We start from the raw sequence: 17,494 nt of genomic DNA, 5'->3' as shown, positions 1-17,494 counted from the left end.
AACGCCTTCAACTACGATTAGTTTGTGACCAGAGCAAGGCTCTGCGATCCGGCGGATAACCCTATGAGGATTATCATCATTATCCATGCTGTTTAAGCCGCTCTCCTTCACGCGGCTAAGAAAGGTTGATTATGGCTCGCACCACCCCTATCGAACGTTACCGCAATATCGGCATCTCCGCGCATATCGATGCCGGCAAGACCACCACCACCGAGCGGATTCTGTTTTACACCGGGGTCAGCCACAAGCTGGGCGAAGTGCATGACGGCGCGGCGACCATGGACTGGATGGCGCAGGAACAAGAGCGCGGCATCACCATCACCTCGGCGGCCACCACCTGCTTCTGGAACGGCATGCAGCATAATTATCCGCAGCACCGCATCAATATCATCGACACCCCCGGGCACGTCGATTTCACCATTGAAGTGGAGCGCTCAATGCGCGTGCTGGACGGCGCCGTCATGGTCTATGACTCGGTGGGCGGCGTCCAGCCGCAGTCGGAAACCGTCTGGCGCCAGGCCAACAAATACAAAGTGCCGCGGCTGGCGTTCGTCAACAAGATGGACCGCATCGGCGCGGACTTTTTCCGCGTGCGCAAAATGATGATCGAACGCCTCAAAGCCAACCCGGTGCCGATCGTTATTCCTATCGGCGCCGAAGACCGCTTCAGCGGCGTGGTGGATCTGGTGCGGATGAAAGCCATTCTGTGGGACGAAGCCTCGCAGGGCATGAACTTCAGCTTCGAAGAGATCCCGGCCGACCTGCGCGAATCGGCGCAGGAGTGGCGTGAAAACATGATTGAAGCGGCCGCCGAAGCGTCGGAAGAACTGATGGAGAAATACCTCAATCAGGTGCCGCTGAGCGAAGAGGAGATCGTTCACGGGCTGCGGGTGCGCACCGTCGCCGGCGAAATCCAGCCGATGCTGTGCGGATCGGCGTTCCGCAACAAAGGCGTGCAGCGCATGCTGGACGCGGTGATCGAGCTGATGCCCTCGCCGCTCGACGTGCCGCCGATGGAGGGCCACGGCGAACACGATGAAATCATCACTCGCAAAGCCGACGACAACGAAAAATTCTCGGCGCTGGCGTTTAAGCTGATGACCGACCCGTTCGTCGGCCAACTCACCTTCGTGCGCGTCTATTCCGGGGTGCTGGCCAAAGGCAGCAGCGTTTATAACCCAATCAAGGGCAAAAAGGAGCGTATCGGCCGCATCGTGCAGATGCACGCCAACGATCGTAAGGACATCGACGAACTGCACGCCGGCGACATTGCCGCCTGCGTCGGCCTGAAGGACGTCACCACCGGCGATACGCTGTGCGATCCCGGCGCCATCATTACGCTGGAGCGCATGACCTTCCCCGAACCGGTGATCGCCCAGGCGATCGAGCCGAAGACCAAGGGCGATCAGGAGAAAATGGGCATCGCGCTGCAGCGGCTCTCTTCGGAAGATCCGTCGTTCCGCGTGCGCACCGATGAAGAATCCGGCCAAACCATTATCTACGGCATGGGCGAGCTGCACCTGGAGATTATCGTCGATCGCATGCGCCGCGAGTTCGGGGTGGAGACCACCACCGGCAAACCGCAGGTGTCTTACCGCGAAACCATCCGCAAACGGGTGGCCGACGTGGAAGGCAAGTTCGTGCGCCAATCCGGCGGTAAAGGGCAATACGGCCACGTGGTGCTGACCGTCGAGCCGAACGAACCCGGCAAAGGCTTCGAGTTCTTCGATGAGATCAAGGGCGGCGTCATTCCCGGCGAGTTTATCCCGGCGGTGAAAAAAGGCGTGCTCGAGGCGCTGAATAACGGCGTGCTGGCCGGTTATCAGGTGGTGGACGTCAAGGTGCACCTGACCTTCGGTTCTTACCATGACGTCGACTCGTCGGAACAGGCGTTCCGCATGGCGGCGATCTTCGGCTTCAAGGACGCCTGCCGCCTGGCGGATCCGGTGATCCTCGAGCCGATCATGTCGGTGGAAGTAGAAACGCCGGAGGATTATGCCGGCAACGTGATGGGCGATCTCTCCTCACGCCGCGGTCTGGTGCAGGGTATGGAAGATATCCCGGGCGGCGGCGGCAAGGAAATTCGCGCCAAGGTGCCGCTGTCCGAGATGTTCGGCTACTCGACCACCCTGCGTTCGATGTCGCAGGGCCGCGCCACCTACACCATGGAATTCAGCCACTACGCCGAAGCGCCGCGCAACGTGGCCGAAGAGATCATTCACCACAGCAAGCGTTAACCCTCACGCCCGCCGCCACGGCGGGCGTCACCTCGGCTTGTCCTCCAGCGCCACCACCACTGGCTGCGGTTTGATGCGCATGGCGTACACCACGCCGGCCATCAGACAGACGATGCCCGCCAGCGTCAGCAGCGGCGGCCAGGCCTGGCGCAACAGAAAGGTATACGCCAACCCCGCCAGAATTTCGAACACGATGAGCGGCCCCACCAACACCGTCGGCAGCCGCTGGCTGGCTTCGTTCCAGCACAGCGCCCCCAGCCAGGAGCAGAACACGCCGATGATCAGCATCAGAGGGATAAACACCTCAGGGCGCGGGCCGAACGGCAAGGCGAACGCCGGCTCGCTCAGCGCCAACTGACCGCAGACCGCCAGATAGCCCAGCAGCGCCAGCGGCAGCGTCACCAGCCCTTGGGCCGTGGCCCAGGTGGCCGGACGCTGCGTCGGATTCTCCCGCAGCCAGCGTGAATTGCGCAGCGGGAACCAGGTCCAGCACACCACCGCCAACACGGCCAGCCCAAGACCGCTGAGATAGCGCCAGCCGTCGATCGGCACCGCATTGCCGCGCAGCTCGGCGACGTTCACACACGCCAATCCACAGACGATCAACAGCAGTGCGGGCGCCAGTTTGCCCCAGGCCAGGCGCCCGTCGTGCCGGCCGTAAAACAGATTGGCGCAAATGGCGATCACGACCGGCAAGGTGCCAATGATCATGGTCGACACCGGCGCACCGGTGCGCTGAATGGCGCTGGCCAGGCACAGGTAGTACAGCAGATTGCCGATAGCCGTCAGCTTGAGCGCTTCCCACCAATCCTGGCGCTGCAGCTTACGCAGGCGGCGACGATCGAACCACGCCAGCGGCAAGGCGATCAGCCCGAAGGCCAGATAGCGCCCGGTGGACTGCAGCGCGGCGGGATAGTCCGGTACCAGCAACGGACCGACGAAAATCAATCCCCACATCAGCCCGGCGGCCAGGGCAAACACAACGCCAATGAACATAACAACTCCGACAAACGGCCGGTGCGGCCAACCCGCCCGACAAGACAGCGGCAGAGTAACGAAAACGCGGGGAGGAATTATTGTAGCAGGTTGCTGTTTTAGCCCAATTTCACCTGTTTCTGGAAACGCACTGGCGTGACGCCGTAACGGTTGGCGAAGGCGCGCGTCAGGTGCGCCTGATCGGTCAGCCCCGCCGCCGCCGCCACCTGTGCGGCGGGCATGCCGCGCTCCAGCATGCGTTTGGCCTGCGACAGCCGGATCGCCATCAGCATCTGCTGCGGCGAGACGTGATATTCGGCCTTGAACTTGCGCAGGAAATGGTACGGGCTGAGCGACACCAGCTCGGCCAGTTGGTGGAGCGTTATGGCCTCGGCGAAGTTATCGTGCAGGTAGCTTTTCACCACCTCGAAACGGTGCGCCGCCTCGGCTTTCTCCCGGCGCCCGGTGCGGATGTGCGGTTGCAGCAACGCCACCGCTTCCAACAGCAGGCCGTCGAGCATAAGCGGATCGTCGGTTTGCCACAGCGCGGCGAGAATGGCGGACAGGCGCTGCGCCGCCCGCGGATCGTGGCGCACCGCATCGGTGAACCACTGGCTCCGATCGCCGGACAGCTGCTCCAGCGCCTCGGGCGCCAGATAGAGCATGCGGTAACACCAGCCGCCCGGCGTTTCGGCTTCGCCGGTATGCAGCTCGTCAGGATTCATCAGCACCAGCGCGCCCGGCGCCGCCAGGTGCTGCGCCCCGCGATAGCGGAAGCGCTCCGCCCCGGTGTCCACGGTGCCGATGGCGAAGGCGTCGTGGGTATGCGGCTCGAAGGCATAGCGTTCGATATGCGCCTGATAGAGTTCGACGCCGGGCAGATGCGACAAATGCCGGAACTGCGCGCTGTCCTTCTCGAACGGAAACTGTTGTGGAACCCCTTGCACTCGACCTCCTCATCCGTGCTGACAATCTGCTCAGCATAGCCAAAACATCGCCGGTTGAGTAGCCGCCCTGGTCCTTTCGTGCCCCTCGCCTGGACGATCGGCGCCATTCGGCGTAGGGTTAAGGTCCCTGTCCCTTTCAGACGGGCCGCATCGCGAAGCTCATCGGCCCCTGACACTCCGCAAACAAGAGGCAACAATGTATCCGGATACTCAACTGTATATCGATGGACAATGGCGCAGCGCGCTGGCCGGAAAAACCCTGCCGGTCTCCAACCCCGCTACCGACGAGATCATCGGTCAAGTGGCGCACGCCGCCGCAGAGGATCTCGATCTGGCGCTGGCCGCCACCGAACGCGGGTTTAACGTTTGGCGAAACACCGCCGCACACCAGCGCGCCAACCTGATGCGCAAAGCCGCTGCGCTGCTGCGCGAACGCGCCGACGCCGTCGCCGCCATCATGACGCAGGAACAGGGTAAGCCGGTGGCGCAGGCCAAAATCGAAATTCTCAACGCCGCCGACGTGATCGAGTGGTTCGCCGGCGAAGCCACCCGCACCTACGGGCAGATTATTCCGTCCCGCGCTCGCGACGTGCAGCAGCAAACCCTGAAACTGCCGGTCGGCCCGGTGGCCGCCTTCACGCCGTGGAACTTCCCGATCAACCAGATCGTGCGCAAGCTGTCCGCCGCGCTGGCGGCGGGTTGTTCAATCATCGTCAAAGGCCCGGAAGAAACGCCGGCCTCACCGGCTGAGCTGATCAAAGCCTTCGCCGACGCCGGCATTCCGGCCGGGGTGATCGCGCTGGTGTACGGCACCCCGGCGGAAATCTCGGAATACCTGATCCCGCATCCGACCATTCGCAAGATCTCCTTCACCGGCTCCACCCGCGTGGGCAAACATCTGGCTGCGCTGGCCGGCCAGCATATGAAAAAGGCCACCATGGAGCTGGGCGGCCACGCGCCGGTGCTGATCTTCGACGACGCCGATCTCGACGCGGCGGCCAAAGAGCTGGCGCAATCCAAGTTCCGCAACGCCGGCCAGGTCTGTATCGCCCCGACCCGCTTCCTGATCCAGCAAGGCGTTTATGAAGCCTTCGTGGAGAAATTCACCGCCGCGGTGCGTGAACTCAAGCTCGGCAACGGGCTAGAAGACGGCGTGACGATGGGGCCGATGGTGCTGGGCCGCAGCGTCGACAATATCGAGGCGCTGGTGCAAGACGCTATCGCCCACGGGGCGAAGGCCAGCACCGGCGGCAAACGCGTGGCGGGCAAAGGCAACTTCTTCGAGCCGACGGTGCTGCGTGACGTGCCGCTGAGCGCGCGCGCCATGTCGGAAGAGCCGTTTGGCCCGGTCGCCCTGCTACGCCCGTTCGCCACCTACGACGAGGCGATCGCCGAAGCCAATCGCCTGCCGTACGGGCTGGCCGCCTACGCTTACAGCCGCAACATCGCCACCGTCAATGCGCTGGGGCGCGACGTGGAGAGCGGCATGCTGAGCATCAACCACATCGGTTTCGGCCTGCCGGAAACGCCGTTTGGCGGCGTGAAGGACTCCGGCCACGGCACCGAAGGCGGCAGCGAAGCGATCGAGTCCTACCTGGAAACGCGCTTTGTCACCGTCGCCGGTCGTTAATCGCACGTCGGATGAATAGCCAGAAGCCCCGCAATGCGGGTAATCCTGGTTAGTTAGCGTTTTTCTGAACGTATTTGTGCAGTTTTCGGTCGATAAAGGTGAGATGCGCCATGAAGCTCATACGCTTCGACCGAGCCAGGGGCCGAAGGCGCGGCCCCTGGCAACCCGCGCCTTTGCCCTATCAGACGGTTGGCTTTGCCAACTTCCCTCTCTCCGCCATACCGCATTGAGGCCGGTTGCGACAGGCGTCCCTGCCTGTCTCACCTGAAACCGCCGTCCATGGCGGTTTCTCCTAATGCGCTATGCCTGCGTTCGGCGTCTTCAAGGGCGCCCAACACCCTGCTTATCTCACTATTTTCATTGCCTTTCATAACACAACATCAAACGAATGGGATAAGAATGGTTCATCGCGTCTTAGCGTGAACTTTTTACTCGCGAGCCAGCTCGAACAGGCGCCGCGCCGCCGGGGTCAGCCCCAACATGTGAATGCAGGCATGCACCATGCCCGGCAACCGTTCACAGCGTACCGCCACACCCGCTTCACGCAGCCGCTGCGCATACAGTTCGGCCTCATCGCGTAGCGGATCATATTCGCAGCTCAGGATAGTGGCCGGCGGCAATCCGCGCAGCGTGGCGGCGTGCAGCGGCTCGGCGCTCGGATCGCGTCGCTGGGCCAGGTACTGCTGCCAACAAAACACCATCGCGTCGCGCGTCAAAAAATGCCCCTCGGCGAATTCGCGATAGCTCTTCGTCACCATTTCGCGGCTGAGCGCCGGGTACAGCAGCAGTTGACGTTCAATGTGCGGACCGCCGCGATCCAGCGCCAACAGCGCGACCGCCGCCGCCAGATTGCCCCCGGCGCTGTCGCCGCCCACCGCCAGACGGTCAGCGTCAATCCCTAACTGCGGCGCCTGTTGCGCCGCCCAACAGAGCGCCTGATAGACATCTTCCAGCGGCTGTGGAAAAGGAAACTCCGGCGCCAGTCGATAATCGACCGACAGGATTATCCGATCGGTGGCGTTAGCCAGCGCCTGACAGGGCTGGTCATACAGCGACAGCGAACCGAGGCACCAGCCGCCGCCGTGGGCGAACAGCATCGCCGGTTGTGCGGCAGCGCGCCTTTCCCCCGCCGGTAGATAGGCGCGCAGCGCAATCCGGTGCCCATCGGTGGCGACCAGCGTAAAATCCCTGACGCCGCCGCTCGGTTGCGGTGCGCCCTGCAGCAGACGCAAACCGCTTTCCGTGGCCGCCCGCATGTCCGCCAACGACGCGGGTGGCGGCGCGTCGGCCGAGGCCGCCAAAAAGGCGGCGATGCGTTCATCAAGCGGCATGTTGCTCTCCCGCCAGGAACGGCGCAATCAGCGCGATAAACGCCTCATGACACTCCTCGGTGATGAAATGGCCGCAGCCGGCGACCGTTTCGCCCCGCAGATCGCGCGCATTGCCCCGTAGCGTCGTCAGCGGCGCGTCGCCGGTGGCGTGCTCCGCTCCCACCGTCAACACCGGCATCGTCAACGGCGTGGCGGCGCGCAGCCGGTTCTGGCGAACGGTCTCCGGGATCGCCCGGTAATAGTCGAATCCGGCGCGCAGGCCGCCCGGCGCCGAATAGGCGGCGATATAGACCTTAGCCGCCACCCGATCGCGCCGATAAGACCAGCGGTTGAAGATATAGCCAAGATACTCCCGCTCGCGCCCTTGGGTCAGGGTCTCCGGCAAATCCGCCAGCTGGTTGAACATGAAATGCCACAGGAAGATATTCTCCTCCGGCGCGACGAAAATCGGCGGCGGCGGCGCCAGACCGGGGATCACCGCCTCCGTCAGTACCAGACGCTCCACCGCCTGCGGGAAATCGCTCGCCATGGCGTAACCGATCCACATGCCGATATCGTGGCCTACCAGTTGGTAACGTTGATGGCCCAGCTGCGCCATCATCGCGTGCAACGCCGCACCGATGCTGCCGGTGTCGTAGCCGCCGGCGGGCTTGTCAGAGTCGCCGATGCCCGGCGGATCGACGGCGATCGCCTGAAAACCGGCCGCCGCCAAGGCGCGCATCACATAACGCCAGGTGTACCAGGTTTGCGGCCAGCCGGGGATCAGCAGCACCGGCCGCCCTTCGCCGGCCACCACGCAGTGAAGGCGCCGGCCGTTGACCTGGGTATAGACGTGTTCCGCCGCGAGATCCTGCAACAGGATCTCGTTTTGACTGTGTTTCATGGGGTTAACTCCCTGTGGGGTCAGGCTCAGCGAATGCCGAGCAACGCATTGATCTGCTGAGGATTGACCGGCGCACCGGCGAAGTCATCAAACACTTTGTCGGTGACACGGATAATGCGATCGCGAATGAAGGCCGCGCCTTCGCGAGCGCCGTCCTGCGGATTTTTCAGGCAGCACTCCCACTCCAGCGTCGCCCAGCCCGGATAGCCATACTGCGTCAAACGGGAGAAAATACCGTTGAAATCGACCTGGCCGTCGCCCAGCGAGCGGAAACGGCCGGCGCGATCGATCCAGGACTGATAACCGCCGTATATGCCCTGACGACCGGTCGGATTGAACTCGGCGTCCTTAACGTGGAACATGCCGATAACGTCCTTATAGATATCGATAAACTCCAGATAGTTAAGCTGCTGCAGCACCATGTGGCTCGGATCGAACAACACCCGGCAACGCGGATGGTTGCCGACGCGCTGCAGAAACATCTCAAACGTCACGCCGTCGTGCAGATCCTCACTCGGGTGAATTTCATAACATAGATTGATGCCCTGCTCCTCGCAGGCGTCGAGCACCGGCAGCCAGCGTTTGGCGAGCTCGTTGAACGCGGTGTCAATCAATCCTTCAGGGCGCTGCGGGAACGGGAACAGATAGGGCCAGGCCAGCGAACCGGAAAAGGTGCCCAGTTCGCTGAGCCCCAGCCGCGCCGACGCCTTCACCGCCAAAAGCATTTGCTGCAGCGCCCACTCGCCGCGGGCCTTGGGATCGCCCTGCAGCGCCGGCGGCGCAAAGCTGTCGCACAGCGCATCGTAAGCCGGGTGCACCGCCATCAGCTGGCCGAAGATATGGCTGGTCAGTTCGCTGACCACCAACCCCTGCTCCGCCAACATGCCGGTCAAATCGTCGCAGTAAGTTTGGCTTTCCGCAGCGGTGGCCACGTCGAATAAACGCCGATCCCAGGCCGGGATCTGCAAGGCGGTAAAACCGGTCCGCGCCGCCCACTCGGCAATGGCGGGCAAGCTGTTGAACGGCGCCGCGTCATCGCTGAATTGCGCGAGATGCAGGCTTGGACCTTTGAGGGTTTTCATCGTAAACTCCTATTGGTTGTCGATTGACAAACAATAGGAGCAAAGCGCGGCGACCGCAAGCGAAATTTATAAAGGCATTGGTATTCCCGTCGATTTAAGCGATCCTATGTCGCTGAATGGCAGGTAAATTGGAGCAGCGAATGGCAGGCAGACCGCGCGAGTTCGATCGCGAACAGGCGCTATTGAAGGCGCGAAACTTATTCTGGCGGCAAGGTTACGAAGGCACTTCGATGTCGGATCTGGTGGCGGAGTTGGGCATCGCTTCCGCACGCATCTACAAAGCGTTCGGCTCCAAAGAGCAGCTGTTTCGCGAGGCGATTGCCTGTTATGAAACCGCCGAAGGGGGCTTCGCCGATCGCGCCTTCGCGACGGAAAGCGGCATTCGCCCGGCGCTCAAACGCCTGCTGGAAGACGCCGTGCGGCTCTATAGCCGGCCCGATCTGCCGCAAGGCTGCATGGTGGTCTCCGCCGCCGCCAGCGTCAGCGCGGAAAACGACGGGCTCAAAGCCTGGCTGGCAGAGCATCGGCTGCAGCGCACGCAGCAGATCGTCGAACGGCTGCGGCAGGCGGTGCAAACCGGCGAATTGCCGGCCGACACCGACGCCGACAGCCTGGGTGACTATTTCGCCGTCTTCTTGCACGGCCTGTCGATTCAGGCGCGTGACGGCGTCACCGAGGCGCGGTTATTGGCGGCGGTAAACGTGGCGCTGACGGCCTTGGGCGACCGCGCCTAATCGATTCTTGAATGCGGTTCAAACTCAGGCGCGTTTTACCTATGGCTGTGGAGGAACTGCGTTTTTGACAAAATCCGCGACGTGGGGATTGATATTTTCCGCCTTGTGAATCAGAGCAACCTGATACGGGATCTGTTCTCCACTAAGCCGACAAAAAGAAACGTTTGCCCAGCCGCTTTTTTGCATGAATTCAGGGACCAGACTGACTCCTAATCCCGAAGCAACAAGGCCGACTATCGTTTCCATCTGTACGGCTCGCTGAACAACCTCAGGAGCAAATCCTGCCTTTTCGCAGGCCTCAATGATAGCGCGATAGAGACCTGGCCCTTCTTGCTCAGGAAACAATACCCACGGCTCCCTGGCCAGGGCAGAAAGCGAAAGAACGCCGCTTGTTCCGGCAGGATGTTTACTCGGCAAAACGGCAATCAGCGGGCAGCTAAAAAATGGATGGCAAGACAGTTTCGGTATGGCGTATTCAGGAACAGGTAAAACCGCAATGCCAATATCAATCGTGTCTTCCAAAAGGCTCGCAACCTGTCGCGCCGTCGTCATTTCTTTCAATTCAAGAACAACCTGCGGACAGGAAAAGTGAAAACGGGCGACCATTTCGGGAAGCAGATGTCTGACGGCGGAAGCGACAAAACCGATGCGCAAAGCCCCCGTCATTCCCTGGCCAGCGCGTCGTGTCAGTAACATCGACCGTTCCATCTGCATGAGCGTCGTAACCGCTTCCTTCTGCAACACTGCCCCGGCGGGAGTCAATGCCGTTATTCGATTGGTTCGCTCAAAAAGCCGGGTGCCCAAAACCTCTTCCATTTGACGGATCGCTTTTGTCAGCGGGGGTTGAGCCATATGCAAACGCTCGGCCGCTTTCCGGACATTCATTGTTTCCGCAACCACAAGAAATTGGCGGAGCTGACGCAGAGTAAGCATGTCGTGATACCTAAAATATATTAAGAAAGCGCCACAATAGTATTAGACACGTCAAGGGGAGCACATGAAGATGCTTCCTGTATATATTCGTGGAGCAGAAATAACAATGAACATACTCAGATCGTTGTCACTGACTTATCGAAACCTAAATACGTTGCTAGCCCTCCTTATCATGTCAGCGTCGTCAACGCTGGCTGCATCAAAAGAAAATGAAATCCCCACACCGGTAAATCGAACAGACAGATACATTTTGCTTGCGGGCGGAGAGCAACTGCACGTCAGGGAAGTCAGCCTGAAATCTGAGGGCAAACCTGTACTGCTGATTCATGGCGCACGGGTTCCCGGCCTGGCCTCTTTTGATTTGCCCGTCAAGGGCGGCTCTTTGGCTGCAGATCTGGCGTTAGCCGGTTTTCGGGTATATATCCTCGATCTGCGGGGATATGGGTTATCCAGCCGGCCGGCCGCGATGGACAGCCCTCCTAACCAGTCAGCGCCGTTGATCCGCACTGCGGACGCCATAACCGATATCGATCGCGCCGTGCAGGCTATTCAGGCATGGAGTCGAGCGCCCCGCATTAATATCCTGGGATGGGCGACGGGAGGGCACTGGGCGGGCGCTTATGCAACCCAATATCCACAGAATGTGGAACGGCTGGTGCTCTATAACACGCTTTATGGCGGAACCGCCCACCACCCGCTGCTGGGCCAGGGATCGCCGCTGGACGATCCTCAAAATCCCGGGCACTTCAACGCCGCCAAATTTGGCGGCTGGAGCCTCAACACGCGAGACAGTCTGTTTGTCGCCTGGGATAACAGCATTCCCGTGGCGGATAAAACACAGTGGCGTGATGAAACAGTTAAACGCGCTTACGGTGATGCCGCACTGGCATCGGACAATACCTCGCAGCGCAGAACGCCACACAGCTTCCGCGCACCGACCGGTGCAATGGCTGACAGCTTTGAACTGGCGATGGGCAGAAAACAGTGGTCCGCAACAGCCTTAACAACCGTTCCCGTATTGGTTGTTCGCTCGGGGCGGGATTTCTGGAGCCGGCCCGAGGATGTTGACGCCATCATGAAAGATGCCCCTTCAGCCGAAAAGCTGGTCATTCCTGAAGCGACACATTTTGTCCATCTCGATAGAGATAACGCCGGCAGACAACGCTTTCTCCAGGGCGTTGTCAGATTTCTGGCGCAGCCTCAGCCCACCAACGACGGCACTTGATCTTCCGGCAAATCGACAATCACCAGCGTGCCTTCGCTGCCCGGCAACACGCGGTGCGGCACGCCGGCCGCGGCCTGATACAGCTGACCGGCCCGCACCACCACTTCTTCCCCCGCCACCTGCAGCCGCAGGTGGCCGCTGATCACCAGCAACCCTTCGCTGTAATCATGCACTTCATCCGCAATGCTGCGCGCGTCCATGCGCAGCACTTTGATATTGGCCGCACCGACGCGGCCCAGCACGGCAGAGCGCCAGGCCTCAGGCAGTTCGGCCGCCTGCTGGTTTAAATCGAACAGCATCGGAATCCCCCAGGCGCATGAAAAAAAGCACTCTAGCCCGATTCTGCGCCGCAGGGAAAGACGCTTTGGTTGCAGGTTATGACCGTTGGTTCTGAGGCGAGATGCGCCGGATGAACGCTTAAGGCAGCAGCGCCGCGGCCTCCCGATCGGCGATAATCAACAGGTCCGGATGCAGCATCAAAATGCTGGCGGGCACCCCGCTCTCCACCGGCCCGCTGACAATGCGCCGCAAAATGTCCGCTTTGTGCGAACCGTTGACGAGCAGCACCAGCTTTTTGGCGGCCATCACGCTTGCAGGCCCCAGGGTGACGTAATGATCGGGCAGCCATTCAGTGCGGCCGCCCACCTCTTTGAGCAAAATGTCCGCCAGATCCGGCCTGGCGGAAACCGGCACCCGACAGGTGCGGTCTTCGAAGGCGGTGGTGCCCGGCAGATTGCCGCAGAAATGCCCGTCCGCCCCGACGCCCATCACGATCGCATCCAGCCCGCCATCTTCGGCGATACGCCGATCGTGCTGCAGGTAGTTGTCCGAATTCAAGACGTGCAGTTGCCGCTCGGGGATCGCCGCCGGGCCAAAGAACATACGGTGCAGATTCTCCATGGTGACGCCATAGCCCGATCGGCCGGCGTAAGGAATTTCATCGAAATTATAGTAATGCGCGTTGGCGAATTCCGCGTGGCCCTTGACGCGCGGAGCCAACAACTCATACATCCGTTTAGGCGTCGAGCCGGCGGTGATAGCCAGATTGACGCGCTGCGGGCGCAGCATGTAACTCAACAACAGGCTGGCGGCCAGCTCACTCATTTCCTGGTAGTCATTAGCGACGACAAGTTTCATTCCCTTCTCCTTTTGCAAAAAAAAAACCTAACCGCCCATCCGGCCATGTTCGATGCCGGGAGAGAAGTTAGGTTTTGCCTGATCGCGTCAGTAACAATCCGTTTCTTGTCAGGTTATGGCGGCCAGGAATGAAATGCAAACCGCGTTGTGTGATGCAAGCCGCAATTGCGGCGATGCCTTTTTCGCGCCCTATACCGGCACGCGGCGGCTAATCTCCACCACCTGATCGCTGGGCAGGTAGTAATAATCCGTGACGTGCATGCCGTTGCGCACCATCAGCGCGAACAGGTTGCGCTGCCAGGATGGCAACCGGTCGTTCGCTTCGCGGCGCACCACGGTCTCGTGCCCGAGATAGTAGGTCGCCTCGTCGAAGTTCAGACCGGATTTCTGCGCCTCGACGTGCTGCAACAGCTGCGGGATGTTAGGCCGCTCCATAAAGCCATAGCTGGCCACGCCGCACCAAAAGCCCGGCAACAGCTCGCGCATCACCAACCGTTCAGCATTCGAGACCCGCGGCTCATTGACGATGGCAATGGTGAGCGCCAGCACGTTGGCGTGCAGCGAACCGTTACGCTTGACCTGCCATTTCATCACCGGCGGCGTCCCTTGCAGGCTGCGAGTCAGGAATACCGCGGTGCCCGGCACGCGCGGCACGGATTCGCGGCGGATTTTCTCCAGGAAATCCTCTACCGGCACTGTCGTTTCACCGAGGGTGCGCGCGGCCGCCAGCACCCCGCGATGCCAGATCAGCATCACGGTATAGACCGCGGCGGCCAACAGCAGCGGGATATAACCGCCCTGCAGCACTTTAGTCATGTTGGCCGTCAGGAAGCTCAAATCGACCACGAAGAAACCGCCCGCCGCCAACAGGCTGGCGATCGGCCCCCAGCGCCACACCTCGCGCATGGCGACGAACAGCAGGCCGGTGGTCATGATCATGGTCAACGAGACGGCGATGCCGTAGGCGGCGGCCAGATTGTCCGACGATTTAAAGAACACGGTCAGGAACAGCGTCACCACCATCAGCAGCCAGTTGATGGCGCCAATGTAGATCTGCCCGTAACTTTCCTCGGTGGTTTGCCTGACCCGCAGCCGCGGCAGCCACCCCAGTTGGATCGCCTGCCGGGTCATGGAAAACGCACCGCTGATGATCGCCTGGCTGGCGATGATCGTCGCCAGCGTGGCCAGGATCACCAGCGGGATCAGCAGCGCCGGCGGGCATAAACGGAAGAAGATGTTCTGCGTGACATCGGCGCCGCTCAGGATCAGCGCGGCCTGACCGGCGTAGTTAAGCAACAGGCTGGGAAAAACGATGCCGAACCAGGCCAGCCAAATCGGCCGTTTGCCGAAATGCCCCATATCGGCATACAGCGCTTCGGCGCCGGTGACGCACAAAAACACGCCGCCCAGCACCAGGAAGCTGGTCAGTCCGTTGGAGAACAGAAAGTGAATGCCGTAGAGCGGGTTCAGCGCCAGCAATACCGCCGGATGCTGGATGATGCCCCACACGCCCAACGCAGCGATCGACAGGAACCACAGCGCCATGATCGGCCCGAACACGCGGCCGATGCGCGCGGTACCCAGCGGCTGAATGGCGAACAGACTGAGCAAAATCACCACCGCCGCCGGCAGAATAAAGGGCTGCGACGCCGGCAGCACGATGTTCAGCCCTTCGAGGGCCGAGAGCACCGAGATGGCCGGCGTGATGGCGCCGTCGCCGTAAATGAGCGCGGCGCCGAACAGGCCGGCGAACAGCACCAGCGGCCGGGATTTTCGCTTGCTGACCAGCAGCGACATCAGCGCCATGATGCCGCCCTCGCCGCGGTTGCCGATGCGCATGGCGAACATGGCGTATTTGAGAGAAGTGACGATCACCAGCGTCCAGAATATCAGCGACAGCAGGCCAAGGATCACCGGCGCCGAAGGCGCATCGCCGGAGAGAAACAGCACGGTTTTCAGGGTGTACAGCGGGCTGGTGCCGATATCGCCGAACACCACGCCCAATGCGCCCAACGCCAGCGGCGACAGCCCCGTCTTATTCACGGTTTCCGTATCATTGCCGACAGACATCTGCTCGCTCCTTGACGTTGCGCTGAGAGTGGGAATTATTGTCACTTTGTGGCCGTCGCGCCACGTGATCGGCAAGTTAAGCATAGCCGTCATCTTCGCCAGTGACAGCATCGCGCGTTGAAGCTTCAGCAATCATCGCCGGTGAGCAACGGTTTAAAAACGCCCACCCCGGAGGGCCTATTACTTTCCTGTTGGCGTGGCGTGCGTCGTGGGAAAGTGAAATGAACGTCCGGCTCCCCCCTGTTTCCGCCCGGCGTTACGCGAGCCGGCTCTCATCGGCTTCGCGGCGCAGCCACTGCCGCAGATTTTCGCCTTCCTGCGACAGCTCGCTATCCAGTCGAGCGCACAGGTAATAATCGCGGCCGTCGTCGATCGGCAGATCGAACATTTTGATCAACTCACCGCTTTCAAGGTACTGGGCGATTAACGGTTCACGCATCAACGCGCACCCTAACCCCGCCTGCACCGCCGCCAACGTCAACAATCCGTCCTCAAACATCGGGCCGATACTGCGCAGCGGACGCTTGACGCCGGCCTGCTGAAACCATTGCATCCAGGTATTGCGCTCCTCGTCGTGCAGCAGCGGCAGCGTCGCCAGCTGCTCCGGCGTATCGAGCAAACCATGCAGTTTACTGAATGCCCGGCTGCACACCGGCACCATTTTGCCGGACATCAGCTTCTCGCTGCGATAGCCGGTCCACTGCCCGACCCCAAAGCGGATCGACAGGTCGGCGGCGTCGCTCAGGTAATTGCGGTGGTTGGCGTAGACCACATTGATGTCGATATCCGGATTTTCGCGCAGGAAACCGCGCAGCCGCGGAATGAACCAACCCATGCCGAAAAGCGGGATCAGGCTGATGGTCACCTGCCGCGACGCGGATTGCTCGCGCACGTGTTCGGTCGCCTGGCGCAGCACGTTGAACGCCGAGCGAATCGAACGGTAATACTCCCGCCCCTCGCTGCGCAGCACCAGGTTACGCCCCTGCCGTTCGGTCAACGGCATCTGCAAAAATGCCTCCAACGTTTTGAGTTGATGACTGACCGCCGAAGGCGAAATCATCAGCTCGTTAGCCGCCGCGCTGATGCCCCCCAGGCGCGCGATGGCTTCGAACGCCCGCACGGCGCGCAGCGGCGGATCGTTCGGCAGCATCGGCAATGGCTCATCGTACTGTTCTGTTTTTTTCATATATTGACTGTTTTTGGGAAATCGACACTGAAGGAATGGATTCAATATACATAAAAATCAACGCATTAAAATCACTCGTTTTTTGTATAAGAAAGTATTTTTCCGTATTTTACAATTTTTTTAAATTCTCTACTGTGACCCTCCTGACTCATTATCTCCGGACTCTCTCTATGGATACGCTGGTACAGCAAACCGTCAACGGTTTGATGCTCGGCAGCATCTATGCGCTGATCGCGCTCGGTTACACCATGGTGTACGGCATCCTGCGCATCATCAATTTCGCGCACGGCGACGTGCTGATGGTCGGTGCGATGAGCGCGCTGTCGGCGATAAGCCTGTTGCAACACCACTTTCCCGCGTTACCGCCGTATGCCACGCTGCTGCTGGCGGCCCTGTTCGCCATGGCGGTCTGCGCCATCACCTCGATGGCGATCGAGCGTCTCGCCTACCGCCGGTTGCGCAATGCACCGCGCCTGGCCCCGCTGATCAGCGGTATCGGCGTCTCGCTGCTGCTGCAAACCCTGGCGATGCTGATCTGGTCACGCAATCCCCTGATGTTTCCGCAACTGCTGCCAATGACCCCCATCACCCTGACCGCAGGCAGCGGCGGGCATGCGCCGGCGGTGATCACCGGCACGGCGATCGTCACGCTGGCGGTGGCCGTCGCGGTCATGGCCGGCTTATGGCTGCTGGTCGAACACAGCCGTTTCGGCCGCGCCATGCGCGCCACGGCGGAAAACCCGCAGGTCGCCGGCCTGATGGGCATCAGTCCTGACCGCATCATCGTTCTGACCTTCGCGCTCGGCGGCGCGCTGGCGGCGGTGGCCGGCATCATGATGGCCAGCAACTACGGCAACGCCGGTTTCTCGATGGGTTTTCTGCCGGGCATCAAGGCGTTTACCGCCGCCGTGCTCGGCGGCATCGGCAACCTGCGCGGCGCGATGCTCGGCGGATTGCTGCTGGGCCTGTTCGAATCGCTGGGCACCGGCTATCTCGGCGAGCTGACCGGCGGCGTGTTCGGCAGCAACTACCAGGACGTGTTCGCGTTTCTGGTGCTGATCGCCGTGCTGGTCTTCCGCCCCTCCGGGCTCTTGGGCGAACGCATCGCCACGCGCGCATAAGGA

At 61.2% G+C, this 17,494-nt stretch carries 15 protein-coding genes; 5 read left to right on the top strand and 10 right to left on the bottom strand.

Going from position 1 to position 17,494, the window contains the following annotated elements:
* The first annotated feature begins 131 nt into the window (after positions 1 to 131).
* On the top strand, positions 132 to 2,237 hold the full coding sequence (gene fusA, locus ACJ8J1_RS06880; protein ID WP_033643170.1) for an elongation factor G: 2,106 nt from the start codon (positions 132 to 134) through the stop codon (positions 2,235 to 2,237).
* Positions 2,238 to 2,264: 27 nt separating this feature from the next.
* On the opposite strand, the gene ACJ8J1_RS06875 is transcribed toward fusA, so the two are convergent.
* Both ACJ8J1_RS06875 and ACJ8J1_RS06870 read right to left on the bottom strand, forming a co-directional pair.
* Positions 2,265 to 3,233: a DMT family transporter gene (locus ACJ8J1_RS06875; RefSeq protein WP_033643171.1), complete on the bottom strand. Its 969-nt coding sequence runs from the start codon at positions 3,231 to 3,233 to the stop codon at positions 2,265 to 2,267.
* A gap of 98 nt (positions 3,234 to 3,331) precedes the next feature.
* Entirely contained in the window at positions 3,332 to 4,159 is an 828-nt protein-coding gene (locus ACJ8J1_RS06870) for an AraC family transcriptional regulator (RefSeq protein ID WP_033643172.1), read from the bottom strand.
* Positions 4,160 to 4,355: 196 nt separating this feature from the next.
* On the opposite strand from ACJ8J1_RS06870, the gene ACJ8J1_RS06865 reads away from it, so the two are divergent.
* Positions 4,356 to 5,789, top strand: a complete 1,434-nt coding sequence (locus tag ACJ8J1_RS06865) for an NAD-dependent succinate-semialdehyde dehydrogenase (protein ID WP_033643173.1) — start codon at positions 4,356 to 4,358, stop codon at positions 5,787 to 5,789.
* 428 nt (positions 5,790 to 6,217) lie between these two features.
* On the opposite strand, the gene ACJ8J1_RS06860 is transcribed toward ACJ8J1_RS06865, so the two are convergent.
* Genes ACJ8J1_RS06860 through ACJ8J1_RS06850 form a run of 3 tightly spaced genes read right to left on the bottom strand, consistent with a single transcriptional unit; the run spans position 6,218 to position 9,085 of the window.
* Positions 6,218 to 7,120, bottom strand: coding sequence for an alpha/beta hydrolase (locus ACJ8J1_RS06860; protein ID WP_033643174.1), 903 nt, complete (start codon positions 7,118 to 7,120; stop codon positions 6,218 to 6,220).
* Positions 7,110 to 8,003 carry an alpha/beta fold hydrolase gene (locus tag ACJ8J1_RS06855; RefSeq protein ID WP_033643175.1) on the bottom strand — a complete coding sequence of 298 codons (894 nt, stop codon included), beginning with the start codon at positions 8,001 to 8,003 and terminating at the stop codon, positions 7,110 to 7,112. The genes ACJ8J1_RS06860 and ACJ8J1_RS06855 overlap by 11 nt, the downstream gene beginning before the upstream one ends.
* A 26-nt stretch (positions 8,004 to 8,029) precedes the next feature.
* On the bottom strand, positions 8,030 to 9,085 hold the full coding sequence (locus ACJ8J1_RS06850; protein ID WP_033643176.1) for a sugar phosphate isomerase/epimerase family protein: 1,056 nt from the start codon (positions 9,083 to 9,085) through the stop codon (positions 8,030 to 8,032).
* A gap of 140 nt (positions 9,086 to 9,225) precedes the next feature.
* On the opposite strand from ACJ8J1_RS06850, the gene ACJ8J1_RS06845 reads away from it, so the two are divergent.
* On the top strand, positions 9,226 to 9,819 hold the full coding sequence (locus ACJ8J1_RS06845; RefSeq protein ID WP_033643177.1) for a TetR/AcrR family transcriptional regulator: 594 nt from the start codon (positions 9,226 to 9,228) through the stop codon (positions 9,817 to 9,819).
* 39 nt (positions 9,820 to 9,858) lie between these two features.
* On the opposite strand, the gene ACJ8J1_RS06840 is transcribed toward ACJ8J1_RS06845, so the two are convergent.
* Positions 9,859 to 10,752, bottom strand: coding sequence for a LysR family transcriptional regulator (locus ACJ8J1_RS06840; RefSeq protein WP_033643178.1), 894 nt, complete (start codon positions 10,750 to 10,752; stop codon positions 9,859 to 9,861).
* Between the two features lie 64 nt (positions 10,753 to 10,816).
* Between ACJ8J1_RS06840 and ACJ8J1_RS06835 the strand changes: the two genes are divergently transcribed.
* Positions 10,817 to 11,977: an alpha/beta fold hydrolase gene (locus ACJ8J1_RS06835; protein WP_201911142.1), complete on the top strand. Its 1,161-nt coding sequence runs from the start codon at positions 10,817 to 10,819 to the stop codon at positions 11,975 to 11,977.
* Here ACJ8J1_RS06835 and ACJ8J1_RS06830 read toward each other — a convergent pair.
* The 4 genes from ACJ8J1_RS06830 to ACJ8J1_RS06815 form a co-directional block, all read right to left on the bottom strand.
* A complete protein-coding gene (locus tag ACJ8J1_RS06830) occupies positions 11,953 to 12,276 on the bottom strand; it encodes a cupin domain-containing protein (protein ID WP_033643179.1) in 324 nt (107 codons plus the stop codon). The genes ACJ8J1_RS06835 and ACJ8J1_RS06830 overlap by 25 nt on opposite strands.
* Before the next feature lie 118 nt (positions 12,277 to 12,394).
* Positions 12,395 to 13,114, bottom strand: a complete 720-nt coding sequence (locus ACJ8J1_RS06825; protein ID WP_033643180.1) for a glucosamine-6-phosphate deaminase — start codon at positions 13,112 to 13,114, stop codon at positions 12,395 to 12,397.
* 189 nt (positions 13,115 to 13,303) lie between these two features.
* A complete protein-coding gene (locus ACJ8J1_RS06820; RefSeq protein ID WP_033643181.1) occupies positions 13,304 to 15,184 on the bottom strand; it encodes a potassium transporter Kup in 1,881 nt (626 codons plus the stop codon).
* A 256-nt stretch (positions 15,185 to 15,440) separates the two neighbouring features.
* Positions 15,441 to 16,370, bottom strand: coding sequence for a LysR substrate-binding domain-containing protein (locus tag ACJ8J1_RS06815; RefSeq protein ID WP_033643182.1), 930 nt, complete (start codon positions 16,368 to 16,370; stop codon positions 15,441 to 15,443).
* Positions 16,371 to 16,540: 170 nt separating this feature from the next.
* Here ACJ8J1_RS06815 and ACJ8J1_RS06810 point away from each other — a divergent pair, with 170 nt between their 5' ends.
* On the top strand, positions 16,541 to 17,491 hold the full coding sequence (locus ACJ8J1_RS06810; RefSeq protein WP_033643183.1) for a branched-chain amino acid ABC transporter permease: 951 nt from the start codon (positions 16,541 to 16,543) through the stop codon (positions 17,489 to 17,491).
* The last annotated feature ends 3 nt before the right edge of the window (positions 17,492 to 17,494 follow it).

This window comes from Serratia sp. CY37869 (genome assembly GCF_052168895.1).
GTDB lineage: Bacteria > Pseudomonadota > Gammaproteobacteria > Enterobacterales > Enterobacteriaceae > Serratia > Serratia ureilytica.
This window is presented reverse-complemented; position numbering and strand designations above follow the sequence as displayed.

Coding starts and splice junctions, on each gene's coding strand:
- fusA (WP_033643170.1), top strand. CDS start 132: ATGGCTCGCACCACCCCTATCGAACGTTACCGCAATATCGGCATCTCC.
- ACJ8J1_RS06875 (WP_033643171.1), bottom strand. CDS start 3,233: ATGTTCATTGGCGTTGTGTTTGCCCTGGCCGCCGGGCTGATGTGGGGA.
- ACJ8J1_RS06865 (WP_033643173.1), top strand. CDS start 4,356: ATGTATCCGGATACTCAACTGTATATCGATGGACAATGGCGCAGCGCG.
- ACJ8J1_RS06860 (WP_033643174.1), bottom strand. CDS start 7,120: ATGCCGCTTGATGAACGCATCGCCGCCTTTTTGGCGGCCTCGGCCGAC.
- ACJ8J1_RS06855 (WP_033643175.1), bottom strand. CDS start 8,003: ATGAAACACAGTCAAAACGAGATCCTGTTGCAGGATCTCGCGGCGGAA.
- ACJ8J1_RS06850 (WP_033643176.1), bottom strand. CDS start 9,085: ATGAAAACCCTCAAAGGTCCAAGCCTGCATCTCGCGCAATTCAGCGAT.
- ACJ8J1_RS06845 (WP_033643177.1), top strand. CDS start 9,226: ATGGCAGGCAGACCGCGCGAGTTCGATCGCGAACAGGCGCTATTGAAG.
- ACJ8J1_RS06840 (WP_033643178.1), bottom strand. CDS start 10,752: ATGCTTACTCTGCGTCAGCTCCGCCAATTTCTTGTGGTTGCGGAAACA.
- ACJ8J1_RS06835 (WP_201911142.1), top strand. CDS start 10,817: ATGAAGATGCTTCCTGTATATATTCGTGGAGCAGAAATAACAATGAAC.
- ACJ8J1_RS06830 (WP_033643179.1), bottom strand. CDS start 12,276: ATGCTGTTCGATTTAAACCAGCAGGCGGCCGAACTGCCTGAGGCCTGG.
- ACJ8J1_RS06825 (WP_033643180.1), bottom strand. CDS start 13,114: ATGAAACTTGTCGTCGCTAATGACTACCAGGAAATGAGTGAGCTGGCC.
- ACJ8J1_RS06820 (WP_033643181.1), bottom strand. CDS start 15,184: ATGTCTGTCGGCAATGATACGGAAACCGTGAATAAGACGGGGCTGTCG.
- ACJ8J1_RS06815 (WP_033643182.1), bottom strand. CDS start 16,370: ATGAAAAAAACAGAACAGTACGATGAGCCATTGCCGATGCTGCCGAAC.
- ACJ8J1_RS06810 (WP_033643183.1), top strand. CDS start 16,541: ATGGATACGCTGGTACAGCAAACCGTCAACGGTTTGATGCTCGGCAGC.